This window comes from Paenibacillus sp. FSL L8-0494, assembly GCF_038003695.1.
GTDB classification, from domain to species: Bacteria; Bacillota; Bacilli; order Paenibacillales; family Paenibacillaceae; genus Paenibacillus_AQ; species Paenibacillus_AQ odorifer.
Genome location: NZ_JBBOPQ010000001.1, coordinates 1,870,565 through 1,891,397, shown reverse-complemented (window position 1 = coordinate 1,891,397; position 20,833 = coordinate 1,870,565). Strand labels below are relative to the sequence as shown.

Annotated in this window: 17 protein-coding genes; 3 read left to right on the top strand and 14 right to left on the bottom strand. The window is 47.4% G+C overall.

Annotated elements, in window-relative coordinates; all coding sequences use genetic code 11:
* Positions 1-301 precede the first annotated feature (301 nt).
* Both NYE35_RS08345 and NYE35_RS08340 read right to left on the bottom strand, forming a co-directional pair.
* Positions 302-1,885 carry a flotillin family protein gene (locus NYE35_RS08345; RefSeq protein WP_341120652.1) on the bottom strand — a complete coding sequence of 528 codons (1,584 nt, stop codon included), beginning with the start codon at positions 1,883-1,885 and terminating at the stop codon, positions 302-304.
* On the bottom strand, positions 1,885-2,421 hold the full coding sequence (locus NYE35_RS08340; protein WP_036683577.1) for a hypothetical protein: 537 nt from the start codon (positions 2,419-2,421) through the stop codon (positions 1,885-1,887). The genes NYE35_RS08345 and NYE35_RS08340 overlap by 1 nt, the downstream gene beginning before the upstream one ends.
* Positions 2,422-3,361: 940 nt before the next feature.
* On the opposite strand from NYE35_RS08340, the gene NYE35_RS08335 reads away from it, so the two are divergent.
* Positions 3,362-3,490 carry a hypothetical protein gene (locus NYE35_RS08335; protein ID WP_341120650.1) on the top strand — a complete coding sequence of 43 codons (129 nt, stop codon included), beginning with the start codon at positions 3,362-3,364 and terminating at the stop codon, positions 3,488-3,490.
* 164 nt (positions 3,491-3,654) lie between these two features.
* Here NYE35_RS08335 and NYE35_RS08330 read toward each other — a convergent pair whose 3' ends face one another.
* The 4 genes from NYE35_RS08330 to NYE35_RS08315 form a co-directional block, all read right to left on the bottom strand.
* Positions 3,655-4,818 (bottom strand): iron-containing alcohol dehydrogenase, encoded by a 1,164-nt coding sequence (locus tag NYE35_RS08330; RefSeq protein ID WP_036680996.1) that lies wholly within the window; start codon positions 4,816-4,818, stop codon positions 3,655-3,657.
* 163 nt (positions 4,819-4,981) lie between these two features.
* Positions 4,982-6,562, bottom strand: a complete 1,581-nt coding sequence (locus NYE35_RS08325) for a UDP-glucose--hexose-1-phosphate uridylyltransferase (RefSeq protein WP_341120648.1) — start codon at positions 6,560-6,562, stop codon at positions 4,982-4,984.
* A 54-nt stretch (positions 6,563-6,616) separates the two neighbouring features.
* Positions 6,617-7,603 carry a UDP-glucose 4-epimerase GalE gene (galE, locus tag NYE35_RS08320; RefSeq protein WP_036680993.1) on the bottom strand — a complete coding sequence of 329 codons (987 nt, stop codon included), beginning with the start codon at positions 7,601-7,603 and terminating at the stop codon, positions 6,617-6,619.
* Between the two features lie 4 nt (positions 7,604-7,607).
* A complete protein-coding gene (locus NYE35_RS08315; protein ID WP_036680992.1) occupies positions 7,608-8,783 on the bottom strand; it encodes a galactokinase in 1,176 nt (391 codons plus the stop codon).
* 218 nt (positions 8,784-9,001) lie between these two features.
* On the opposite strand from NYE35_RS08315, the gene NYE35_RS08310 reads away from it, so the two are divergent.
* Positions 9,002-9,868 (top strand): AraC family transcriptional regulator, encoded by an 867-nt coding sequence (locus NYE35_RS08310; protein WP_036680991.1) that lies wholly within the window; start codon positions 9,002-9,004, stop codon positions 9,866-9,868.
* A gap of 86 nt (positions 9,869-9,954) precedes the next feature.
* Here NYE35_RS08310 and mgrA read toward each other — a convergent pair whose 3' ends face one another.
* The 4 genes from mgrA to NYE35_RS08290 form a co-directional block, all read right to left on the bottom strand.
* A complete protein-coding gene (mgrA, locus tag NYE35_RS08305; RefSeq protein WP_036680989.1) occupies positions 9,955-10,953 on the bottom strand; it encodes an L-glyceraldehyde 3-phosphate reductase in 999 nt (332 codons plus the stop codon).
* A 107-nt stretch (positions 10,954-11,060) separates the two neighbouring features.
* Positions 11,061-11,801: an NAD-dependent protein deacylase gene (locus NYE35_RS08300; RefSeq protein WP_076104932.1), complete on the bottom strand. Its 741-nt coding sequence runs from the start codon at positions 11,799-11,801 to the stop codon at positions 11,061-11,063.
* A gap of 34 nt (positions 11,802-11,835) precedes the next feature.
* A complete protein-coding gene (locus tag NYE35_RS08295; protein WP_036680986.1) occupies positions 11,836-12,600 on the bottom strand; it encodes an HAD family hydrolase in 765 nt (254 codons plus the stop codon).
* Between the two features lie 34 nt (positions 12,601-12,634).
* Positions 12,635-13,378, bottom strand: coding sequence for an alpha/beta hydrolase (locus tag NYE35_RS08290; protein ID WP_036680984.1), 744 nt, complete (start codon positions 13,376-13,378; stop codon positions 12,635-12,637).
* A gap of 193 nt (positions 13,379-13,571) precedes the next feature.
* Between NYE35_RS08290 and NYE35_RS08285 the strand changes: the two genes are divergently transcribed.
* Complete coding sequence (locus NYE35_RS08285; RefSeq protein WP_036680982.1) at positions 13,572-14,612, top strand: acyltransferase family protein; 1,041 nt, start codon at positions 13,572-13,574, stop codon at positions 14,610-14,612.
* An 89-nt stretch (positions 14,613-14,701) separates the two neighbouring features.
* On the opposite strand, the gene NYE35_RS08280 is transcribed toward NYE35_RS08285, so the two are convergent.
* The 4 genes from NYE35_RS08280 to NYE35_RS08265 all read right to left on the bottom strand — a co-directional run bounded on the left by NYE35_RS08280 (position 14,702) and on the right by NYE35_RS08265 (position 20,789).
* The gene (locus NYE35_RS08280) at positions 14,702-15,649 is read right to left on the bottom strand and encodes an ArsR/SmtB family transcription factor (RefSeq protein ID WP_036680981.1); all 948 of its coding nucleotides are present in this window, start codon (positions 15,647-15,649) and stop codon (positions 14,702-14,704) included.
* A 145-nt stretch (positions 15,650-15,794) separates the two neighbouring features.
* Positions 15,795-17,189 carry a family 43 glycosylhydrolase gene (locus tag NYE35_RS08275; RefSeq protein WP_341120645.1) on the bottom strand — a complete coding sequence of 465 codons (1,395 nt, stop codon included), beginning with the start codon at positions 17,187-17,189 and terminating at the stop codon, positions 15,795-15,797.
* 42 nt (positions 17,190-17,231) lie between these two features.
* Complete coding sequence (locus NYE35_RS08270) at positions 17,232-18,980, bottom strand: glycoside hydrolase family 2 protein (RefSeq protein ID WP_341120643.1); 1,749 nt, start codon at positions 18,978-18,980, stop codon at positions 17,232-17,234.
* Between the two features lie 27 nt (positions 18,981-19,007).
* The gene (locus tag NYE35_RS08265; RefSeq protein WP_341120641.1) at positions 19,008-20,789 is read right to left on the bottom strand and encodes a glycoside hydrolase family 2 protein; all 1,782 of its coding nucleotides are present in this window, start codon (positions 20,787-20,789) and stop codon (positions 19,008-19,010) included.
* Positions 20,790-20,833: the final 44 nt, after the last annotated feature.

Sequence of the window (20,833 nt, the reverse complement as noted above, 5' to 3'; positions counted from 1 at the left end):
AATTGCATATTAGAAGAACACTCTGTGTCCTTACTAAGCTAGTAGATCAGAGTGAACAGCCTTAAAGGCTTTTATTTTACCTGAAAAAATCTTTAAACACCAGTGAAAGCGACGATGTCCATTTATACAATAATTCCCATGGTATTTCGATAAGCTATAAGCCTTCACCAAAAATCACCTGTATACGCACGAGCTGTTTATCATGTTGTCTGTTTTAGATCAACACATAAAGATTAAGGTATGACCAGCAGCTTTGCCAGTCATACCTTAAGTAAATTAAATCAATATAATTTGCATTAAACTATTTTTCCTTTTGTTCAGGCAGAGAAGTTAAAGTCTCGCTGGCTGCACTGGATGTTACTGATGGCTGAATATAAGTTGCAGGGGCAACTGCTGCGGTTGGTGTAACTGATGCTCCTTTGCTTCCGGAAGCTTTAGTAGTCAGCCTCTTGATCAGTGCCTCTACATCAATCCCTGAGACGCTCTTCAGCATCTCTGGAGCGGTGGACATTAGCTGAGTCACATAATTGCTGACCCGGGCTGCACCTTCCCCATTACCGGTATCTACAACGGTAAGTTTATCAATAGATGCCAGCGGCTTCGCAATTTGGCCAGCCAAATCAGGCAGCATTTTGACGATGATGTCGAGCACCGCTGCTTCGCCGAATTTCTGGAAAGCTTCCGCCAGTTTCTCTTTGGCTTCTGCTTCCGCTAGACCGCGCAACCGGATAACCTCAGCATCCGCTGTACCTTTAGCCAGCTCTGCATCCGCCATCGCTTGACCTTCAAGACGCTTCTGCTCAGATGTCGCTTTTGCTTGCGTTTCAATACTATATTGCAAGGCATCTGCCTCACGCATTCTCTTCGCCTTATCGGCTTCCGCCGCTTGTTCTACTGCATAACGATCCGCTTCTGCTTTTTTCTTCACTTCAGCATCATACTGCTTCTCGCGAACTTGAATTTCTTTGGCTTGCAAATCGATTTCACGTTCCTTACGTACCAGCTCAACCTTCATCTGTTCTTCAACAACGGTCTGCTTTGCACGTGCCTCTTGAATATGATAAGCCTGGTCGGCTTCCGCTTTCGCTGTATCCTGATCCCGTTTAAACGCAGCCACCTTAAGCTGGTTTTCCTTGGAGGCTTCGGCAATATTCGTATCCCGCAGCAGCTCAGCTTTTTGCCCTTGCTCTTCTGCGTTTGCCTTTTGAATTCTCGCATCCCGCACTGCTTCTGCTTCAGCGATCTCTGCATCCCGCTTCACAGCAGCTATCCGCGGTTTACCCAGTGCCTCTAGATATCCATGTTTGTCTCGCACATCCTTGATGGTAAAGGAAACAATTTGCAGACCCATTTTCTTAAGATCACGTGCCGCCACGCCTTGAACCTCTTGCGCAAAGCGGTCACGGTTACGATATACTTCCTCAACGGTCATCGAACCGAGAATGGCCCGCAGATGACCTTCAAGAACTTCTTGTGCTTCGCTCTTCAGTGCTTCAATCGGTTTGCCCATAAATTGCTCAGCAGCTGTCGCCACATCTTCCGTTGAGCTACCCACTTTAATGATCGCTACGCCGTCGGCAATAACCGGAACCCCTTGTTCGGTGTATACTTCCGGGGTCGTCACATCGAGTTTATGAGAAAGAAGCGACATAAATTCAGCCTTCTGAAAGACTGGGAGTATAAAGGCACCGCCCCCGCGTACAATCTTTATTTTACGACCAGAACCATCGTCTGAAATATGATTTTTCCCTAAGAACGACCCCGTTACGATCATCCCTTCATCGGGTCCAACCGTTTTGTAACGTGCCCAGAATGCGATACCTAGCACAAACAAAACAGCAACGACAACAGCAGGGACTAACAAATACTCAGGAATACCGAACATTAAAGATCCACTCCTCTTCTCTTTTCGAATTCTGACACCAATGCAACGCCTTCTCTAACCTCCACTACAACAACTTTAATCCCTGCCGGAAGCAGCTCATGATCAAAGCTTGCTGCCGTATGCAGGCTATTGCCGGCGCCAAACTTTACCATAATCTCACCATAACCAGTGGCGGGAACAGGAATTGTGATTTCCCCGATCTTACCAGGCAGATCACTCATTGAGAAACCATTGGACATTTCGCTTTTTTCCATGGGCTTAACCACCCCTAGATACATAAGTACTCCCAAAAAAGCGGCGGCTAACAAAGACAAAGCAATGATCGCCCCAGCTTCCAGAGCGCTGTACCGGGTTAGAAGAATGCCCGCTCCGCCGAACACGGTTATTCCTCCTGCCAGCACGGTGGGATTCAGAAAATCTACAGATACGAAATCAAAGGCCCCATGCAAGGCATCTCCGATCACATCGCCCACCAGGACGCTGACTATGGCAAATATGACGCCTAGCGCCAAGCAGCCTAAATACAGCGTTTGCATTTTTGTTTCCTCCTGTCTTCAATCAGGACTGTCATATTACATTAAACGTACAAAGTAGGTCCTTGGTTTCACAATCTTTGGATATTCACCCAAATAAGTTCCATTCAGAGGATAAGCATGCGCACATTGACACTGTTTTATTACATACGATGGGGTTGTCCCAAAGCCGTCCAATAGTTGCTGAGGCGCTGATTTTTGTTGGAAAGTTACTTAATCTAAACAGCAAAATTTGTAGTGTCTCTGGTGTCCGAAAACTTGCTCAAAAGGCTGAAAATTCGTAAATAACGTCAGCTGGGTCCGTAGGTAGGGCGTATATTGGAAGAAGAATCAGTCGTGAGGAGATCTCACAAACACTAGTTGGTTGAGTAACACTCTCGCGCGTATGAAGAGGCTATGCTGCTTACGCGCCTCGGCCCATCGGACTCAGCAGACCCTATTCGCCGATTTTTCCGACATTTGTTATGCTATCGGACCGCATAGTCTCTATTCGCATGAAAACCAGCAAATATAAGGCCATTTCGAAGCAATAGTGTCTCTGGTGTCCGAAAACTTGCCCAAAAGGCTGAAAATTCGCATATAACGTCAGCTGGGTCCGTAGGGTAGGCGTGTATTGGTAGAGGAATCAGTCGTGTGGGGATCATACAAACCCTAGTTGGTTAGGTAACACTCTCGCGCGTATGAAGAGGCTATGCTGCTTACGCGCCTCGGCCCATCGGACTCAACAGACCCTATTCGCCGATTTTTCCGACATTTGTTATGCTATCGGACCGCATAGTCTCTATTGGCATGAAAAACAACAAATATAAGACCATTTCGAAGCAATAGTGTCTCTGGTGTCCGAAAACTTGCTCAAAACGCTGGAAATTCGCAGATAACGTCAGCTGGGTCCGTAAGACTCCCGAGGACGGTCGACGGATTAGATTACGGGTGCGAACAGTGATTGATGAGGTGCGATCAGCGGCAATGGGTATCAGTCAGCGGCAGCGGAGGCGCGGGCAGCGGCAGCGGCAGCGCGGGCAGCGGCAGCGGAGTTTACGGTCAGAAGCATAGGAGGCGCAGTCGGCGGTAGCGGAACTTGGGACGTGGGCGAGTGAAGTTGTGCAAGAGGAGCAAGTCACACTAGACCATAAACACAAAAAAGCGGATCCTCCATTAACGGAGGATCCGCTTCTTTGACATTCTATTGCGGCTTCTTGAATAAAGACAAATGGTCTCTTTCCGTAGAAGAGTTACTTACAAAGCCATTTTATAAATTTCAACTACATCTTCACGCTCAAGCTTGCGGAAATTACCAAACGCTCCGAAACGAACAGCCTTGTCAGCCATACTGCCGATCTCGCTGTCATCAATATCATAATCACCAAGTGTCTTCGGCGCACCGATGGAATCCCAGAAATTACGCAGAGCCTCGATACCCTCCAACCCGATTTCTTCATCAGTCTTGCCAGCAGGATCAACTCCAAACACATTTACCGCAAGCTTGCGAAAACGTGCAGGGTTTGTGCTGAGGTTATATTTCATCCATTGCGGGAACAAAATCGCCAAACCTCCGCCATGCGGAATATCGTATACAGCCGATACTGCATGCTCGATATTATGAGTCGCCCAATCTCCGGCAAAACCCATGCTGACCATTCCGTTAAGCGCCATCGTACCGCAGTACATGATGGTCTCACGCAGCTCGTAGTTATTCAGATCTTCGATAAGCTTCGGCGCGGTTTCAATTACAGTGCGCAGCAAAGTTTCACAGAAACCGTCTTGTACCGGTGTATTGCCGTCTGTATGGAAATAGTGCTCCAGAACATGTGACATGATATCCACCATGCCATAAACGGTCTGATCACGTGGCAGAGAAAAAGTGTTCTCTGGATCAAGAATCGAAAATGCCGGGTAGGCATGCACGCTGCCCCAGCCCATTTTTTCCTTAGTAACCTCGTTTGTGATTACAGAGCCGTTATTCATTTCAGATCCCGTAGCAGCCATTGTCAGCACTGTGCCCAGTGGAAGCGCGTCTTGGGCCGCTGCTTTACGCTCTACAAAGTCCCACATATCACCATCATATTTGGCTCCAACAGCAACAGCTTTTGCGCAGTCCAATACGCTTCCGCCCCCTACTGCGAGAACAAGGTCAATATTATGCTCCCGGCACAGCTCTACGCCTTTATGTACTGTGGAAAGACGTGGATTGGGTTCTACTCCAGAGAGTTCAGTCACTGTAGCGCCTATTGAACTCAGCTCAGCAACTACTTTATCGTACAAACCACTGCGCTTGATACTGCCACCACCGTACATCAAAAGCACATTTTTACCGTACTTAGGAACCTCCGTCTTCAAGGCTTCAAGGGTACCCTGTCCAAAAATCAGCTTGGTAGGATTATAAAATTCAAATTTACGCATATGTGTAAACCTCCAGTAGTTAATTCATAATGTCTTACTCCTTCGTATTATAAACCTCTGATTACCCGCATTCAAATTAGGTGGCTGGATTTCGTCATTCCGAATAAAAAAAGATGCCCCAAGCCCATAGGCTTGAGGACATCCTTAAATCTAAATTCACTTACTACAAAGCACCGAAGCTAGTTACAAAACGGCGGAAAGCCGCTTGACCTTCTGGAGTCCGTTTGTAAACGCCAGCGTGTTCAAGAATATGCGTAAACTTGATGCCAACTTCGTTCTGCACAATCTTGAGCGCTTCCTCGTGTTGCAGTGCAGTTCCGAATCGCTCCACCAGCTCCTGAATCCAAGCCGCATGCTGCGCAAGAGAATGACTAGGGTCATTCTTCACCGCTTCTAACAGCGCTTGATCTCCTGCAAGAATACCTGCGATGGAATCAAGTTCTTCCTTCAAACGGCCTGGCAGAATCGCCAGTCCCATAACTTCAATCAAGCCGATGTTTTCTTTCTTGATATGATGCATTTCCCGGTGCGGATGAAAAATCCCTTCAGGATATTGCTCATTAGTCCGGTTATTCCGCAGCACAAGATCCATCTCGAAGCTGCCGTCCTCGGTCCGGCGGACGATAGGAGTAACGGTATTATGAGGTTGTACTTCACCGTCAACCTCACTAAAGGCTAGCACTTCCGCCTCTGGATCGCTGTAGGCTTTCCAAGCTTCATAAAGCGCATTTCCGCATTCCAGTAGAACCGCAGGATCTTCACCATTTAAGCGCAATACGGACATCGGCCATTTTACGATATTAATGCTGACACCCGGATAAGAAGCATGTGTAAATGTATCTTCCTTAGGCGCTTTTTGAATCGGGAACGTGTGGCGTCCGCCCTGAAAATGGTCATGCGTCAGAATAGAGCCGCCAACAATCGGCAAGTCTGCATTTGAGCCAATAAAATAATGCGGAAATGATTCCACGAAGCTAAGCAGCCGCTTCAAGGTATCCTTGGTAAGCTTCATTGGCACATGATCATGATGGAATACAATGCAGTGCTCATTGTAATAAACATATGGCGAGTATTGGAAGAACCATTTTTCATTATTCAGGTTAAGCGGAATGATACGCAGGTTCTGGCGCGGCGGATGATTGATCCGTCCGGCATAACCTACATTCTCACGGCACAGCAGACATTTCGGATAGACTGGCGGCGGGAGCAGCCGAGCCATCGCAATTTCCTTCGGATTTTTCTCAGGCTTGGACAAATTGATCGTCATTTCAATGTCTCCGTACGGCGAATCCTGCAGCCAGTAGACATTCTTGGAGATCCGATCCATCCGAATATAGTTCGAATCAATGCTCAATTTATAAAAACGGTCTGTAGCCGCGGAGATGCCTTTTTCAGCAGTCAGACTATAGAATTCAGCATTTACATCCGAAGGACGGGCCATGAGAAGTCCCATAATCTTGGCGTCCAGCAAGTCACGGTAAGTGTCACTATTCTCTGGGATCAATCCGATTTCAAAACCATAATCAATCAGTGCATCGAGTGGAGCCTGCGGCCCTTCCAATGCACTTTGATCGATGTCACCTACAAGCGGCTCACTGAAACCAAACTGTTCGAGCAGCACATTACGGCTATAATCTTCATCGGATGGAGCTATAAGCTGCTGGCGCAGTGCGAACAGAACAATCTGCTCAATCGCATGTAATGCTTTCTGGCCAGCAGGCGTAATCTTATTCTCGTTGTGCATTTTAATTCTCCTTAAGTAGGGTCTCAAGTTCAAGATAAGCTAACCTAAAGTCCCTTATTCTCCGTATCCTTGCGGATTGGCAGAGTGCCAGTTCCATGCACTTTGAATGATATCTTCCAAATCTGCATGCTGCGGGTTCCATCCAAGGACGCTACGCGCTTTGTCGGAGGAAGCTACCAGCACAGCAGGATCGCCGGCACGGCGTTCTTGAATGACTACAGGAATTTCAAGTCCAGTAACCTTCTTCGCCGTTTCAATCACCTGTTTTACCGAGAATCCAAGTCCATTGCCCAGGTTGAAAATATTGCTGCTGCTTCCGCTGCGCAGGTAAGTTACCGCACGGACATGGGCGTCAGCCAGATCGCTGACATGGATGTAGTCGCGCACACAAGTACCGTCTTCTGTAGGATAGTCATCTCCGAAAACAGCGATACTGTCACGTTGCTTCAAAGCCGTTTGCAATACCAGCGGCACCAAATGACTTTCTGGACGATGGTCTTCACCGATTTTGCCACTGGCATGTGCGCCAGCTGCATTGAAGTAACGCAATGCTACATATTTGATGCCCAGTACTTTATCAAACCAAGCCATCATCCGTTCCATGGTCAGCTTAGTTTCTCCATACACATTGGCCGGTTCAGTGCGATCTGTTTCTTCAATCGGCACCTTTTCCGGTTCGCCGTAGGTTGCAGCTGTGGACGAGAATACGATCTTGTTTACGCCAGCTTTTTGCATAGCTTCCAAAAGACACTGTGTACCATATACATTGTTGTCGTAATATTTTACAGGGTCCTTCATGCTTTCTCCGACCAGCGAGCTTGCGGCAAAATGGATAACCGCTTCAATCTCATTTTCAGCGAACAGCTTACCCAGCAGTTCTTTATCACGCAGATCACCTTCGTACAGCTTGCCACCCAGCAACGCCTCACGATGCCCTGTTAGCAGATTGTCGATGACCACCACTTCTTCGCCACGATCCAGCAGCTCCGCTACAGTATGAGACCCAATATACCCTGCTCCACCTGTTACTAAAATCGCCATCTGATTACACTCCCTTCAATTCTTGGACACCATTACCGATGCCGCAAACGTAGAACTCGCCAACCAAACCAGATCTTGTGGTATAGGCTTCACCAACTTCACGAATGAAACGTTCTATATCATCTTCATGTACCAAAGATACTGTACAACCTCCGAAACCCGCGCCAGTCATACGGGAACCGAGTGTACCTGGGATACGTCCAGCTTCTTCAACCATAATATCAAGCTCTGCACAGCTAACTTCATACAAATCGCGCAAGGACGCATGCGAATCATTCATGAACTGTCCAAACTGCTTCAGATCATTGTTTTTTAATACCTCAACGGAATCCAGCACGCGTTGATTCTCTTCCACGACATGGCGAGCGCGGCGTCTTACAATTTCGTCTGTGATTTTATCTTGATGTGCTTCGAACTGTTCACGATTGAGCTGTGCCAGATAAGCTAGCGAAGGCACTTCTTTTTGCAAAATAGCCAATGCCTCATCACACTGCTGACGACGTTCATTGTACTTGGAATCTACAAGCCCTCTGCGTTTGTTCGTGTTGCCGATAACCAATTTGTATGAACCTGTGATGAATGGTACCAAATTGTACTCAAGTGTGTCGCACATCAGCAGGATTGCATGATCGCGTTTGCCGTTAGCAACTGCGAACTGATCCATAATTCCGGAGTTTACACCTACGTACTGATTCTCCGCACGCTGGGACAAAAGTGCAATCTCAACAGTGTCTGTATCGCCGCCTTCGAGAGTCAGGAACGCATAAGCAGTAACGACTTCAAGAGATGCCGAGGAGGACAAGCCTGCTCCATTCGGAATATCGCCATGGAACAGCAGATCGTACCCTTTGGATACCGGGGTGCTTTTCTTATCCAGCTCAACCATTACCCCAATCGGATAGTCAATCCATTCACCAGTTTTGGACTTGCCAATTTCGCTATAATCAATAGAAGCTTCGTAAGGAAAATTAGTCGATGCAAAATTCACTTTGCTGTCACTACGTGGACGCACAATCAGCGTTGTACCGAATTCCAAAGCTGCGGGAAGTACATATCCGCCGTTATAATCCAAGTGCTCTCCGATGAGATTGACACGACCTGGTGCATAAAACACCTTAGCCTCTTCCTCGCTCACCCCATATTTTTCAATAAATTTGTTGTTAAGTTCCTGCATGCTCATTAATACCACTCCATCCTTTCGCTGCTTCAGCCAGTGGGAATTAGTAAAGCGTTCTTTATGTACTCATTATAATAGATTCACTCATCCTCTGATAATGCAATCATGTGTGTAATGTATGGATAAATGTGACTTCCCATAATATAATAATTACATATATTACTGTTACTCTCTAAACTATAAGCCATTAAATGACATTAACACAAGAAAGGCTGTCCCAAATGGAGCATACTTATTCCGTAGGATCCAATCCCGTGTATTACGATAAACAGAACCTTCATGTACTATTTGCCGGCCAGAGTCAGACACTGCCCATGCATCAAGCTGGACCCAAGATCTATGATTATTATTTGCTGCATTTCATAGAATCTGGCTCGGGTGTTTTCCGTACAGAACATCATAAATATGAGTTGGGTAAAGGAGACTGCTTCTTGATCCATCCGGGACAATTAGTCAGTTACGTCTCTGATAAAGATCAGCCCTGGTGCTATCGCTGGGCAGCATTTACTGGCAGCGAAGCTGACGATCTGGTGCTGCAGACGGGGTTCACACCACAACAACCCGTGGTGACCACAACAGGTGAAAGCCTCATTCCAGGTGCCCTGTCCAGCATCATGCAAGCCTTCAACGCCAACAAAGAAAGTGCCCATCTGACTTCGCTTGGGTATCTCTATCTCATTGTCGGCGAGGCAGCTGATTTGCTCTCTTCCTTCTCCCGTCTTCCCGGAACAGAATCACAGGTTAAGCGTACTGTGAAGCAAATGATCCACTATATGGCTTCTCAATATGCGCACCCGGTCTCTATTGAACAAATGTGTGATACGCTGGGTTATAATCGAGCCTACCTGTCCCGTGTATTTAAGCAAGAGACCGGATTATCTCCGGTGACCTACTTGCTAAAGCTGCGTATTGAAAAGTCCAGACAGCTGCTGCGTGAACGACCGGAGCTGTCCGTGGAACAGGTAGCAGCATCCGTGGGGCTCACCGATGCTTTATACTTCTCTCGCCAATTCAAACGGTTTTGTGCCCAGTCACCGACGGCTTACCGGATGACTACAACGAGACAAGCAGAGAAACCTGAACGTTAGTTTGACCTTTAATTCATAAATCCACCTTACAACAACAGCCCGTCTTCCTTAACTTAAGGAACCGGGCTGTTACTGTGTTCAATACGCTATAGTTCTGTCTTTAGAATCGTTTCAATCCGCTCTAACTCCTCTGGACTGAAATCAGGCTTAGCTAAAGCAGCTATATTCTCTTCAATCTGATCCACTCTGCTTGCTCCAATTAGGGCAGAAGTAACCTTGCCCCCCCGGAGTGTCCAAGCCAGTGCAAACTGAGCCAGACTCTGTCCTCGCGAAACCGCAAGCTGATTAAGTGCGCGAATCCTCCGCTGCACCTCCGGTGTAATCCGGCTCTCATTCAAGGCGGCAGACGGCTTGGCAGCCCTTGATCCCTCTGGAATACCATTCAAGTATTTGTTGGTTAACAAACCTTCAGCCAGAGGTGTAAAAGCGATGCTTCCTACACCACTTTGTTCCAGTACATCCTGTAAGCCGCCCTCAATCCAACGATCGAGCATAGAATAACTAGGCTGATGGATTAAGAGCGGTGTGCCCAGGCTTTTTAGAATGCTGAGGGCTTCAGCCGTCTGCTCCGCATTATAGTTGGATAGTCCTATATATAAAGCTTTGCCAGAACGTACCGCATAATCCAGTGCCTGCATGGTTTCTTCAAGCGGTGTTTCCGGGTCTGGACGATGAGAGTAATAAATATCAACATAATCTAGGCCTAGCCGTTTCAGGCTCTGATCCAGACTAGCCAGCATATATTTACGCGAACCCCATTCGCCATAAGGGCCGGGCCACATGTTATACCCTGCTTTTGTAGAGATCACTATTTCATCACGATAAGGAAACATATCATTAGCAAGAACTTTACCGAACAGCTCTTCTGCTGAACCAGCGGGTGGACCATAGTTATTGGCCAGATCAAAATGGGTAATTCCAAGATCAAAAGCACGAGTGATCATTTCTCTGCCGTTCTCGTAATTATCGATCCCACCAAAATTCTGCCATAATCCTAATGAGATTGCTGGGAGCTTGAGACCTGAGTTCCCGCAACGATTATAACGCATGTTGTCATACCGTTTATCGTCTGCTACATATACCATTGCTTATCCCTGCCTCTCATTACACGCTGTTGTGAGCCTACCTTATCTTTAAACTTCTGAGCGTAATAATAATCTGGCAAGAGAAACCAAAGGACAGCTTTTTCCATCTAGCTTAATAGATCCTTGACACTGCCCATTACTTTTCCAATTCGATCTGTAATCAGCAGATCCGCCCGGTCATCATAAGGTGTGGGATCTCCGTTCAGCAGCACCGTACGTTTGCCCCGGAAATAAGTCACCAAACTGGCCGCAGGCTGAACCGTTAGCGAGGTTCCACCAATAATAAGCATATCTGCAGAGGCAATCGCTGCGACAGAGCCCATAAGCACGGAATGATCCAATTCTTCTTCATATAAAACCACATCCGGCTTGATAATTCCGCCACATTCCGGGCAGCGAGGAACGATCTCAGTCATTTCCAGCAGTTGATCCAGCCCGTAATACCGTGAGCAGTCCATACAATAGTTGCGATGGATCGAACCATGCAGCTCAAGTACACTACGGCTACCCGCCTGCTGGTGCAGGCCGTCAATATTTTGCGTAATCACCGCCTTCAGCTTCCCCTGCTGTTCCAATTCCGCTAGTAGCTGGTGCGCACCATTCGGACGGGCCTCTGGATGAATCATTTTACTGCGGTAAAAATCAAAAAAAATGTCCGGTGAGGACATGAAAAAAGTGCGGCTCAGCATCACTTCAGGTGGATAAGGTGAATTGTGCTGAGTTTGATATAATCCAGCTGCGGAGCGGAAATCGGGAATTCCACTCTCTGTCGACGTACCCGCCCCTCCGAAAAAAACGATGTTGTCACTTTCTTTGATCCAAGAAGCAAGTGTCTGCAATTGATCCATGCTAAGTAGCACATCCTTTCCTTTTATTAGCTGATCAGTAAGTGATCCGAAGCTCATTAAAACCGGAAATGATTACATCTGCGTCTATAAGGTGCTCCCCATCACCACTGGCGGAAATCCCAATTGCGAGGCGAAGCCCTGCACCTTTACCTAATTGCATATCGGCATTACTGTCCCCAATAATAATCGTCTCTTCAGGCGAAAGCCCTAGCTCCCGGCAGGCCAATTCAGCCATTTCAGGAGCGGGTTTTCCGTTTTTTACCCTGTCCCTAGTAACTACCGAATCAAAATAGCCTGCCACATTAAGCCATTCCAAATGCTCACCGGTGGTCTTTGCCCCGTCGGAGGTAACCACGCCAAGCTTAAGGGATGCCGCAGAGCATTGCTCCAAAAAAGAATGAAGTCCCGCTAAAGGCTGTGCCATACGGCGTCGGCGTAATTCATACATCGCGTTTTTAGTTATGCTTTTCACACGGGTCAGCGCTTCATTCCAAGGAACTCCTGCTGCATATAGCTGCCACGCGAGTACACCGTAACTTTCTTCCTCTGTAGCCATAGTAAGCGGCCCCGCCGGGTCGTACCCTATTAACTTCCCTTGCGGATCATGTTGCGTACCCAGCACCTTGCTGCGCTCTACAATAAATCCCGCTCCCATGATCGCTAGTTGATCTTCCAGTCCGCGCAGCACAAGCTCCGCCCAATTCCCCCAGGTGGCTAATAGATCGAGTAATGTCCCGTCTTTATCAAACAATATTCCAGAGCAGGGAACGCATTCATCGTTAATGTGTAATACTGGCATGAATTGTTTCCTCCCTCTGTTGAATGACCCGTAACTACCTCAAATTTCCCAGCCAATCCAACAGGGCACTTACTGTGCGACCCTGCTGCTCTTGCTCGGATATTGTGGCTTCGCCGTCCCCCTTCTGAGGCCCGTAGCTGCCAAATTGCGCATGATTCCCACCTACAATTGAACTATAAACTGTATTATCTGGCAGATAGGAGCGCCCTTTGTTGTAGCTGTCTCTGTCAATCACTTGATCCTCAGTACCCACAACCGATAACACTGACAAAGTAGTCTCTCGTAGACTGCCCTTTTCATCTGGATAAGAGGCTAAGAAAAATACACCTTCCAGCTGGTCCGTATGCTCAATTGCGTAACGTGAGGCCATGACACCCCCAAGTGAATGTCCACCCAGCACAAAAGATTGCTTCGGATGTACACGAATAATCTCTTCTGCGGCATCCCCCTTCGTTACGGCTAAATTAAACGGCATTTTGGCGATGTAGAAGGGATGCCCTGCAGCAGCGACGCTCTTCGCAAGAGGGGAGTAAGCTTCCGGTTTAACCAAAGCCCCAGGATAAAATATAATCGAGGCGCCTTTAGTAATGGAAGGTTCAAACGAAATCCAATTATCATTCTGTTCGACGGTAACTCCACCACTTGAAATCAGTGCGGTTTCGGCTTCTTGAGCCGGTGCATATGGCGTTAAATACTTCCATAACAGCAACCCGGCTACAACTAAAATAATCAATACAAAAATAGCGACGCGACGCTTAGTTATTCTTCTCTTCAACATGTTCCACTCCCAGATGTTAATGCATATAAAAATTATAGTGGAATCCCTCTATTCTAACAACCTTCAACACATCGCCACATTTCGCACACATGATAACGCTTTCTATTGTGACTTAATTCACAATTAAATCAAAGAAAATCTAGTATTTTAAAATTAAATTAATTTGCATACAGCATAATTTGGAGGCTAAATCATGGTAGGGGAAAACTCGCTGGAAACGCGCGGAGAAACCTTTTTTCTCAACCTGCGTTTTATGCTTATTATCACTGTTTTTGCCGGTAATGCAATTGAACCTCTGATTAACAAAATGAGTGGAATACACGGATTATATATGTGGATTTTCAGCTTTCACATGCCACTGTTCGTACTGGTGACCGGCTATTTCGCCAGAAAAAGCCTTGCCGGAACTACCGGCCGCAAAATGCTGCTGCAAATTGGATTGCAATACCTCATTTTTCAAAGCTTATATTCCGCACTCGACGTTTCCCTCTTTCATGTAAGCAACATCCAGCATTCCATTTTCGCACCCTATCTGCTCCTATGGTTTCTGGCCAGTCATGCCTGCTGGCGCCTCCTGATGCTCGGAATGAGCAGATGGTCAATAACCGCTAAGCTCCTCTTCGCTGTAACAGCGGGGGTGGCTGTGGGATATCTCCAGCTGGACGGTGTATGGTTTAGCATCAGCCGTACCTTTGTATATTTGCCTTTTTTCATTATCGGCTATCATTTCTCCTTCGAAACCTTCGTCAAGCTCTATCAGAAATATATCAAAATCTTTGCAGCAGCAGCCTCCGTTCTACTCCTTGCCATCATGGCTACATGGGGAGCAGGATTTCCCTTTGGCTGGTTATATGGCAACATGACCTATATGCAGCTTGATGCCAATGTATGGTATGCAGGCGTATACCGCCTGGGACTGTACGGACTACAAATTGTCGCTTCACTCGCTTTCCTCGGTCTTGTACCTTACGGAGCGAGCCGCATGACCGACTGGGGACGCCGCACGTTGTATGTCTTCCTGCTTCATGGTTTTATCGTTCGTCTGGCTGCCGTTTCTGGGATTTACACCTATATTGGCAATGCTGCTGGGGCAGTAGTCCTGCTGCTCACCGCCGTATTATTCACCGTATTGCTGGCTCAGCCGTCAGTTAAACGGCTCTTTCACCCGCTGGTTGAGCCGTCCGTTGACTGGATGATCACCCTTCAGCGTGCCGCCCTACGCCGCACACTCTGATTTTACATCCAGAACAAACAAAGCAAGGCGGTTCCCTGGATACGAAGATTCGTTTCCGAGGCACCGCCTTGCTTTGTTCATCTCCTAAGCTAAAGTTCTACTTCATCCTGATCCATTGTATATTTTACCTTCATCATAATATGTTGTTCATAATCGCCAAACTGGCGCCCGAACAGGTTAAGTCCACCTTGATGAACTGCATCGGGATTGATTCCAATGCGCAGCCGCAATTTGGGGCTCCGGTTAATCAGAAGATCATTTAAGGAAACATTCGACACCTTCTCCATATCAAGCGTCGTCTTTTCATGGTCAACACGCCAGGTCTTGAGAAACCCGTATTGTGTGGATCCATCCCACCACCAGTTCGGATTCAGCTTGCCCCGCCGGTCACCGAAATCACCGGGACTGGTCCACATGCCGATCTCCGATCCATTCACCCACACGGAAATGTTCGAAGGCCAGTTCTGGTCATAATTCGGAGCTTCCGAACAGATCTCCATGGATAATTCCAGCGATTCAATTTGTGCTCCGGAGGGGATATCCATAGGCAGCAAATATTCCAGGAATCCTTTGCGGAGCCAGATCAGCTGAGCGTTGACATGTTTAGGGTGATAGAAGCTCGACGGTTCATCTTCTTTGATAATAAGACCCTCGCTATTAGCCATTCCGCAAGTAGGAGATACCTCACAGTCGCTATAATGACCGATCGGCATCTCTACTTCATAGACATGAGTTAATCCCTTTGGCATCGGCTCTTTTAAATTCAAGGCAATATGAAGATCATCATAATTCCGGCTGCAAACTTTCATCGCCCCGCGTGAAGCCGGAAGCAATTCTGTATGAATTAACTCTGCTGCTTCTAATACTTTAATATTGCTTGCTACCGTCGACACTGGAAGCTTCAGCCTCTCAGCGATTTCAATAATATTTAAGTTTTTGGAGTTTAAGAGCCGAAGTATATCAACCCTAGAACGGGTTGATAAAGCATGCGTTACTGTGACTAATTTTTCCGGGTCGTTTAAGCTAAGTTCCAGCACAAATCAGCTCTCCTTGTATCCTAATAATTATCCTAATCTTACTTCTTAATGAGATGAAAAACAATTACAACTACAGGCCCTTTCACCTAGAAATGACCTCCGGAAAACCGGAAGCCATCTCGTAGGTCTCTTAGGTTTGTTCGATTCACAATGGCTTAATATCAATGAAATCAATTTCTCCGTAACCTTCGCCTTTGGTAAAACGAAGCTTGTTTATGCCTGCCTTCAGTTGAATCCGGGCTGTGGACAGCCCCCAATTCTCCCACCCTTTATTGGTGATATAGAATGGTCCGGAAGGTCCTGCATTGACACTAAGCTGAAAATTCGACCAATTCCCGCCAGCCGTTCCATTCGCCGTTCGAGCCAAAAGAATATACTCGCCTGCGGCTGCCGCATCAACCGAAAATTCTACGTAACTGTCCGGCGTATCAATATGACCCGCCTTAAGCCCACCCGAGCCCTTGGGACTCGAAGAGGCATAGGCATCGCCGCCAAATGTCCCTTTTTCCGCTTCGTAGCGGGTATGCATGGTTTCACCTGAAGGCAAAGTTATCGGAAGATTAGGGTCAACGGGAATGCCCAGATTAGGTGTATGATCAGCATTCCAGCTGAATTTCTGCATCCGCACCTCGCGGTTCCAGCCAGCGTTATTGTATTTGGCGACATGGTACATGATCCAATCCTCTTGGCCGTCAGGAGACTTAGTAAACGAATGGTGTCCAGGTCCGTAAAGTCCATTGCCCGAGGAAAAGATAGGCTGATTGCGTTTATTCCATGATGCCGGATCTAACAGATCACTGGAGATGTCTGCGGTGATCAGTCCCAGACAATAATCATTGGTCCAGCTTCCACTTGCCGAGTAGACCAAACTAATGACTTCTCCATTTATAATCACCTGCGGTCCTTCATTCACATTTGGGGAATGAATCGTTTCCCAGCTATACGTTGGTCTTGAAATCTCTACGCGTTCGGAATCAATGGTCCAGGGATTACTCATATGCGCGATATAGAGATTCTGCCGCACATTAACATTCCCCTCCCAGCCGGACCAGATAAAATACAGCTCGCCGTTCACTTGCAGCACAGTACCGTCTATAGCCCACTTATTGCTTGAATCTGTGATCTGGCCTTTGTACTGCCAAGTTCCCTGCATCGGGTCTGCCGCTGTGTTCTCCATTACATACATGCGGTGGTTTACGTTATCTCCGTCGTCCATCGCATAGTAGATATACCAAGCTCCGTTTATATAATGTAGCTCAGGCGCCCAGATGCCGCTACCGCCCGTGTTGATAACTTTAGTAGGCGCTGCATCAATAGTGGTCAACTGGGCTGACTTCCAGAGAGTAACATTGCCACCTGTTGTTTTGGTGAAATAATAGAAGCCATCTGTATGTTTATACACCCATGGGTCCGCCCCGTCCTGCATAACCACGTTGTAAAAGTCATTATGATCAGAGACTGCAAGGGTCACCTTCCCCATTGGAAGAATAAGAAGAACACTTAAGGCGACCAGACATTTTTGCCGGAAATTCACTTTCATAATCTATCACATTCCTTTCGAATGAATAGTTACGTAGCGCCTCTAATCTTCAATTGCAGCCTTCCGTGCATTGATGCGGCGGATACGGTCAGGATCGAACTTCGGCTGTCTGTCATAAGTATACAGTCCATTAACTTCCTGCTCCACATCGTACAGCTGGGTATAGCAGAATCCAAACATCAGCGGATGATCTAATAGAACATTCGTCAACCCCTCGTAGCGTTCGATAAACATTTGCTCTGAGGTCGGTCTGTCCCCATACCCCCATGATTTTTCATCTTTCTGCTGTGGGTTCCACCAAATTCCGCCATATTCGCTGATGAAGTAAGGTTGACCTTCATACGTTTGGCGATCCGGGAAGGTATTGAATACTTGGCCGCCATGCTTCATCGGTTCATATCTGTCCCGGAACGTCTGCGGATTCTGGTCATAGTCATGAAGATCGAAGATATCTGTAGCCACATGGAAGTTACCGCTTGTATCAATTACGGGACGTGTTGGATCCATACGTTTTGTTACGTCGTAAACAATCTGTAGCACGGCGTTATGCTGCTTCACACCGTCCCGATCCCAGGTCTCATTAAAAGGGCACCAGCCGATCAGCGCGGGATGATTGAAATCACGCTGCATACCTTCGAGCCATTCCGGCAGGAAGTGAGACAGGCTATCCGCTCCAGTAATATTCAGCCCCCAATTGGCATGTTCTCCCCAGACAAGATAACCTAATTGGTCAGCCCAATAAAGATAACGCGGCTCAAATATCTTCTCGTGAAGTCTCGCGCCATTGAAGCCAAGCCCCATTGAGATTTCGATGTCTCTGCGCAGATCTTCATCAGTAGGAGCGGTATAGATTCCCTCCGGATAAAAACCTTGATCCAGTACTAACCGCTGAAATAAGGATTTCCCATTGATCCGGAATGCCATCCCATCCAGTCGTACCGTGCGGAGTCCAAAATAAGAATGGACCACATCACTCTCCCGTCCCTGACAATGCAAGGACAACTTCAGGTCATACAATCTGGCGTTTCCAACTTCCCATAAGTGAATCTCTGACAGTGGAATCGTAAGTTTTATAGAGGGCCCGGAAACAATCACACTGCTGTCCCCGACGGGTTTGCCGCCATAAAGAGCAGTAGCGCTAAGCGTGTCCCCCGCAACGTTCCCTTGTACCTTCATTTCGAGGTGCACACAGCCATTGTCGGGATCAGCGACAACTTTCAGATTAGACAGATAGGTCTCAGGCACTTGCTCAAGCCATACCGTCTGCCAGATTCCTGTAGTGCGTGTATAGTCGCAGCCGTGCGAATGGAACTGTTCACTCTGCTTGCCCCGCGGCTGTCGCCCCGATCGAACGTCGTCTTCAGCATATACAGTAATCACATTACCGCCCGCTAAAAGATCAGAAGTAATATCAAAGCTAAACGGAGTATATCCTCCGCGATGCGTACCTACAGATACGCCGTTCACCCAGACCTCCGCCATATAATCAACGGCGCCAAAATGAAGGATAACTCTGCCATTTGTCCAGTTCTCCGGCACGGTAAACTCCCTTTTATACCATACAGCAGCCATAAAATCTTTGTATTCTACGCTGGACAGCCTGCTTTCCGGACAGAAGGGCACAGTAATTGTCCCTGAGAGATTATGTTCGTTAACAGGGTATCCGCGTTCCTTCCCACTTTTGCCATGATCAATTTCGAATTGCCACTGGCCGTTCAGATTGATCCACTCTGGTCGAACAAAGTCAGGGCGGGGATATTCAGGACGCGGAAGCGTTGCTTGTTGTGTCATGGTGTAACTCCTTTTAATAAATGTTATTTATTTAATATGCATCATGATGTTGCGGATCGCTTCAAGCGGAGCTTTGGGCTGTCTATCATAGGTGAGCAGTCCGTTGATTTCCTGCTCGACATCCGTCAGCTGGGTATAGCAATAACCTTGGATCACCGGGGAAGTGAACATCGGGTCAACCACAGCCTTGAGCTTCATCAGGAAATCCTCTTCGTTCTCTGCCCCAGAATAACCCCAGCCCTCCCACTCACTTTTCTTGAAGGCAATTCCACCAAACTCGGATACGAGAATCGGCTGGCCTTGATACGAAGCTCCACCGACAAATATTTTGCGGTTGGCCGGCATCGCATTTACAGAAGATTCAGCCGTGGCGTATCTATCCTCCAGCACTTCCTGATGGCTCTCATAGTCATGAATAGTCACCAAATCTGTAGTCATATGCTCCCACCCATCGTTATACACAACAGGTCTCATCTCATCCAAGGATTTCGTTAAATGATACATTGCCAATCCGTGCTGCTGCTGGCGTGTATCAATCTGGACATTGGGAACCCCCCAACTCTCATTAAGCGGAACCCAGGTCACGATACAAGGATGGTTATAGTCGCGCTCGATGATCTCCTGCCATTCCTTCGTGAAGTGGCGGACATACTCCTCGGAATATTCGTAAGCATTGGCTGCCTCACTCCATACCAGCAGGCCGAGCTTATCACACCAATACAGGAACCGGGGATCTTCTGTCTTCTGATGTTTCCTCACCCCGTTAAAGCCCATTTCCTTCGTCAGCTGGGCATCACGTTTCAGCTCTTCGTCTGTAGGTGCGGTTAGTATCCCGTCAGGGAAGTACCCCTGATCCAGCACCAGTCTCTGGAAATATGGGCGGTTATTCAAGCATAGCTTGCCATTTTCAATCGACACCTTGCGCATGCCGAAATAACTCGCCGCTTCATCAATTACTTCCTCATTCCGAAGCAATTGGAATTGAATATCATACAAATTCGGATGCTCAGGGCTCCATAAACGTCCAAGACCATGATCCGCAAAATCCCCCAAGCCGATAGCCCGCAGCTGCTCTGCATTCTTGATCATATATTGATCCTCTGCGATCACTTCACCGTCATATGATACCGTTATGCGCAGCTTGAGCGGATCAGCAGACTTAAATCCTTGCAGAAAGGTCCGAAGCCGGATTTCATTGCGGTCTATATCAGGTGTCATCATAGTTTTACTCAGATGCACTGCAGACAGCGGTTCAAGCCAGACACTCTGCCAGATTCCGGTTGTGCGGGTATAAAAGATGGCAGCAGACTGCTCCAGCCAATATTGCTTGCCCCGCGGCAAGGTGACATCGCGGCTGAAATCCTCTGCGCGCAGTATAATGGTATTATTTCCTTTGATCAGCGAAGGAGTGATATCGGCCTGAAATGGCGTATGTCCGCCTTCATGCACGGCCACCAGCTGACCATTCACCCAGACTTTTGCCAAATAATCAACGGCGCCGAAATGGAGGACAATCCGCTTCCCGTGCCAACCCTCAGGAACTTCGAAAGTTCTTCTATACCACACAACATCATGAAATGAAGGATCTTCAATTCCGCTCAGCTTGCTCTGAAACGCAAAGGGCACTTGAATAACCCGTGAAAATAAACCCTTTACGTCCGCCCGATACCATTGTTCTTCCTCACCGACATCTTCATCATCAAACGTAAAATCCCATTCTCCATTTAGGCTAAGCCAATCCTTACGGGCAAATTGGGGTCTTGGATATTCTGGACGTGGAACGGATGTGCTGCTTGCTTCTGTCAACATGGTGTACTTCACTCCTATTAAATAATTTCTATATAAGATGAACT

Coding starts and splice junctions, on each gene's coding strand:
- NYE35_RS08295 (WP_036680986.1), bottom strand. CDS start 12,600: ATGCCAGTATTACACATTAACGATGAATGCGTTCCCTGCTCTGGAATA.
- NYE35_RS08300 (WP_076104932.1), bottom strand. CDS start 11,801: ATGGATCAATTGCAGACACTTGCTTCTTGGATCAAAGAAAGTGACAAC.
- NYE35_RS08310 (WP_036680991.1), top strand. CDS start 9,002: ATGGAGCATACTTATTCCGTAGGATCCAATCCCGTGTATTACGATAAA.
- NYE35_RS08340 (WP_036683577.1), bottom strand. CDS start 2,421: ATGCAAACGCTGTATTTAGGCTGCTTGGCGCTAGGCGTCATATTTGCC.
- NYE35_RS08270 (WP_341120643.1), bottom strand. CDS start 18,980: ATGACACAACAAGCAACGCTTCCGCGTCCTGAATATCCCCGCCCTGAC.
- NYE35_RS08285 (WP_036680982.1), top strand. CDS start 13,572: ATGGTAGGGGAAAACTCGCTGGAAACGCGCGGAGAAACCTTTTTTCTC.
- galE (WP_036680993.1), bottom strand. CDS start 7,603: ATGGCGATTTTAGTAACAGGTGGAGCAGGGTATATTGGGTCTCATACT.
- NYE35_RS08265 (WP_341120641.1), bottom strand. CDS start 20,789: ATGTTGACAGAAGCAAGCAGCACATCCGTTCCACGTCCAGAATATCCA.
- mgrA (WP_036680989.1), bottom strand. CDS start 10,953: ATGGTATATGTAGCAGACGATAAACGGTATGACAACATGCGTTATAAT.
- NYE35_RS08315 (WP_036680992.1), bottom strand. CDS start 8,783: ATGAGCATGCAGGAACTTAACAACAAATTTATTGAAAAATATGGGGTG.
- NYE35_RS08290 (WP_036680984.1), bottom strand. CDS start 13,378: ATGTTGAAGAGAAGAATAACTAAGCGTCGCGTCGCTATTTTTGTATTG.
- NYE35_RS08325 (WP_341120648.1), bottom strand. CDS start 6,562: ATGCACAACGAGAATAAGATTACGCCTGCTGGCCAGAAAGCATTACAT.
- NYE35_RS08275 (WP_341120645.1), bottom strand. CDS start 17,189: ATGAAAGTGAATTTCCGGCAAAAATGTCTGGTCGCCTTAAGTGTTCTT.
- NYE35_RS08345 (WP_341120652.1), bottom strand. CDS start 1,885: ATGTTCGGTATTCCTGAGTATTTGTTAGTCCCTGCTGTTGTCGTTGCT.
- NYE35_RS08330 (WP_036680996.1), bottom strand. CDS start 4,818: ATGCGTAAATTTGAATTTTATAATCCTACCAAGCTGATTTTTGGACAG.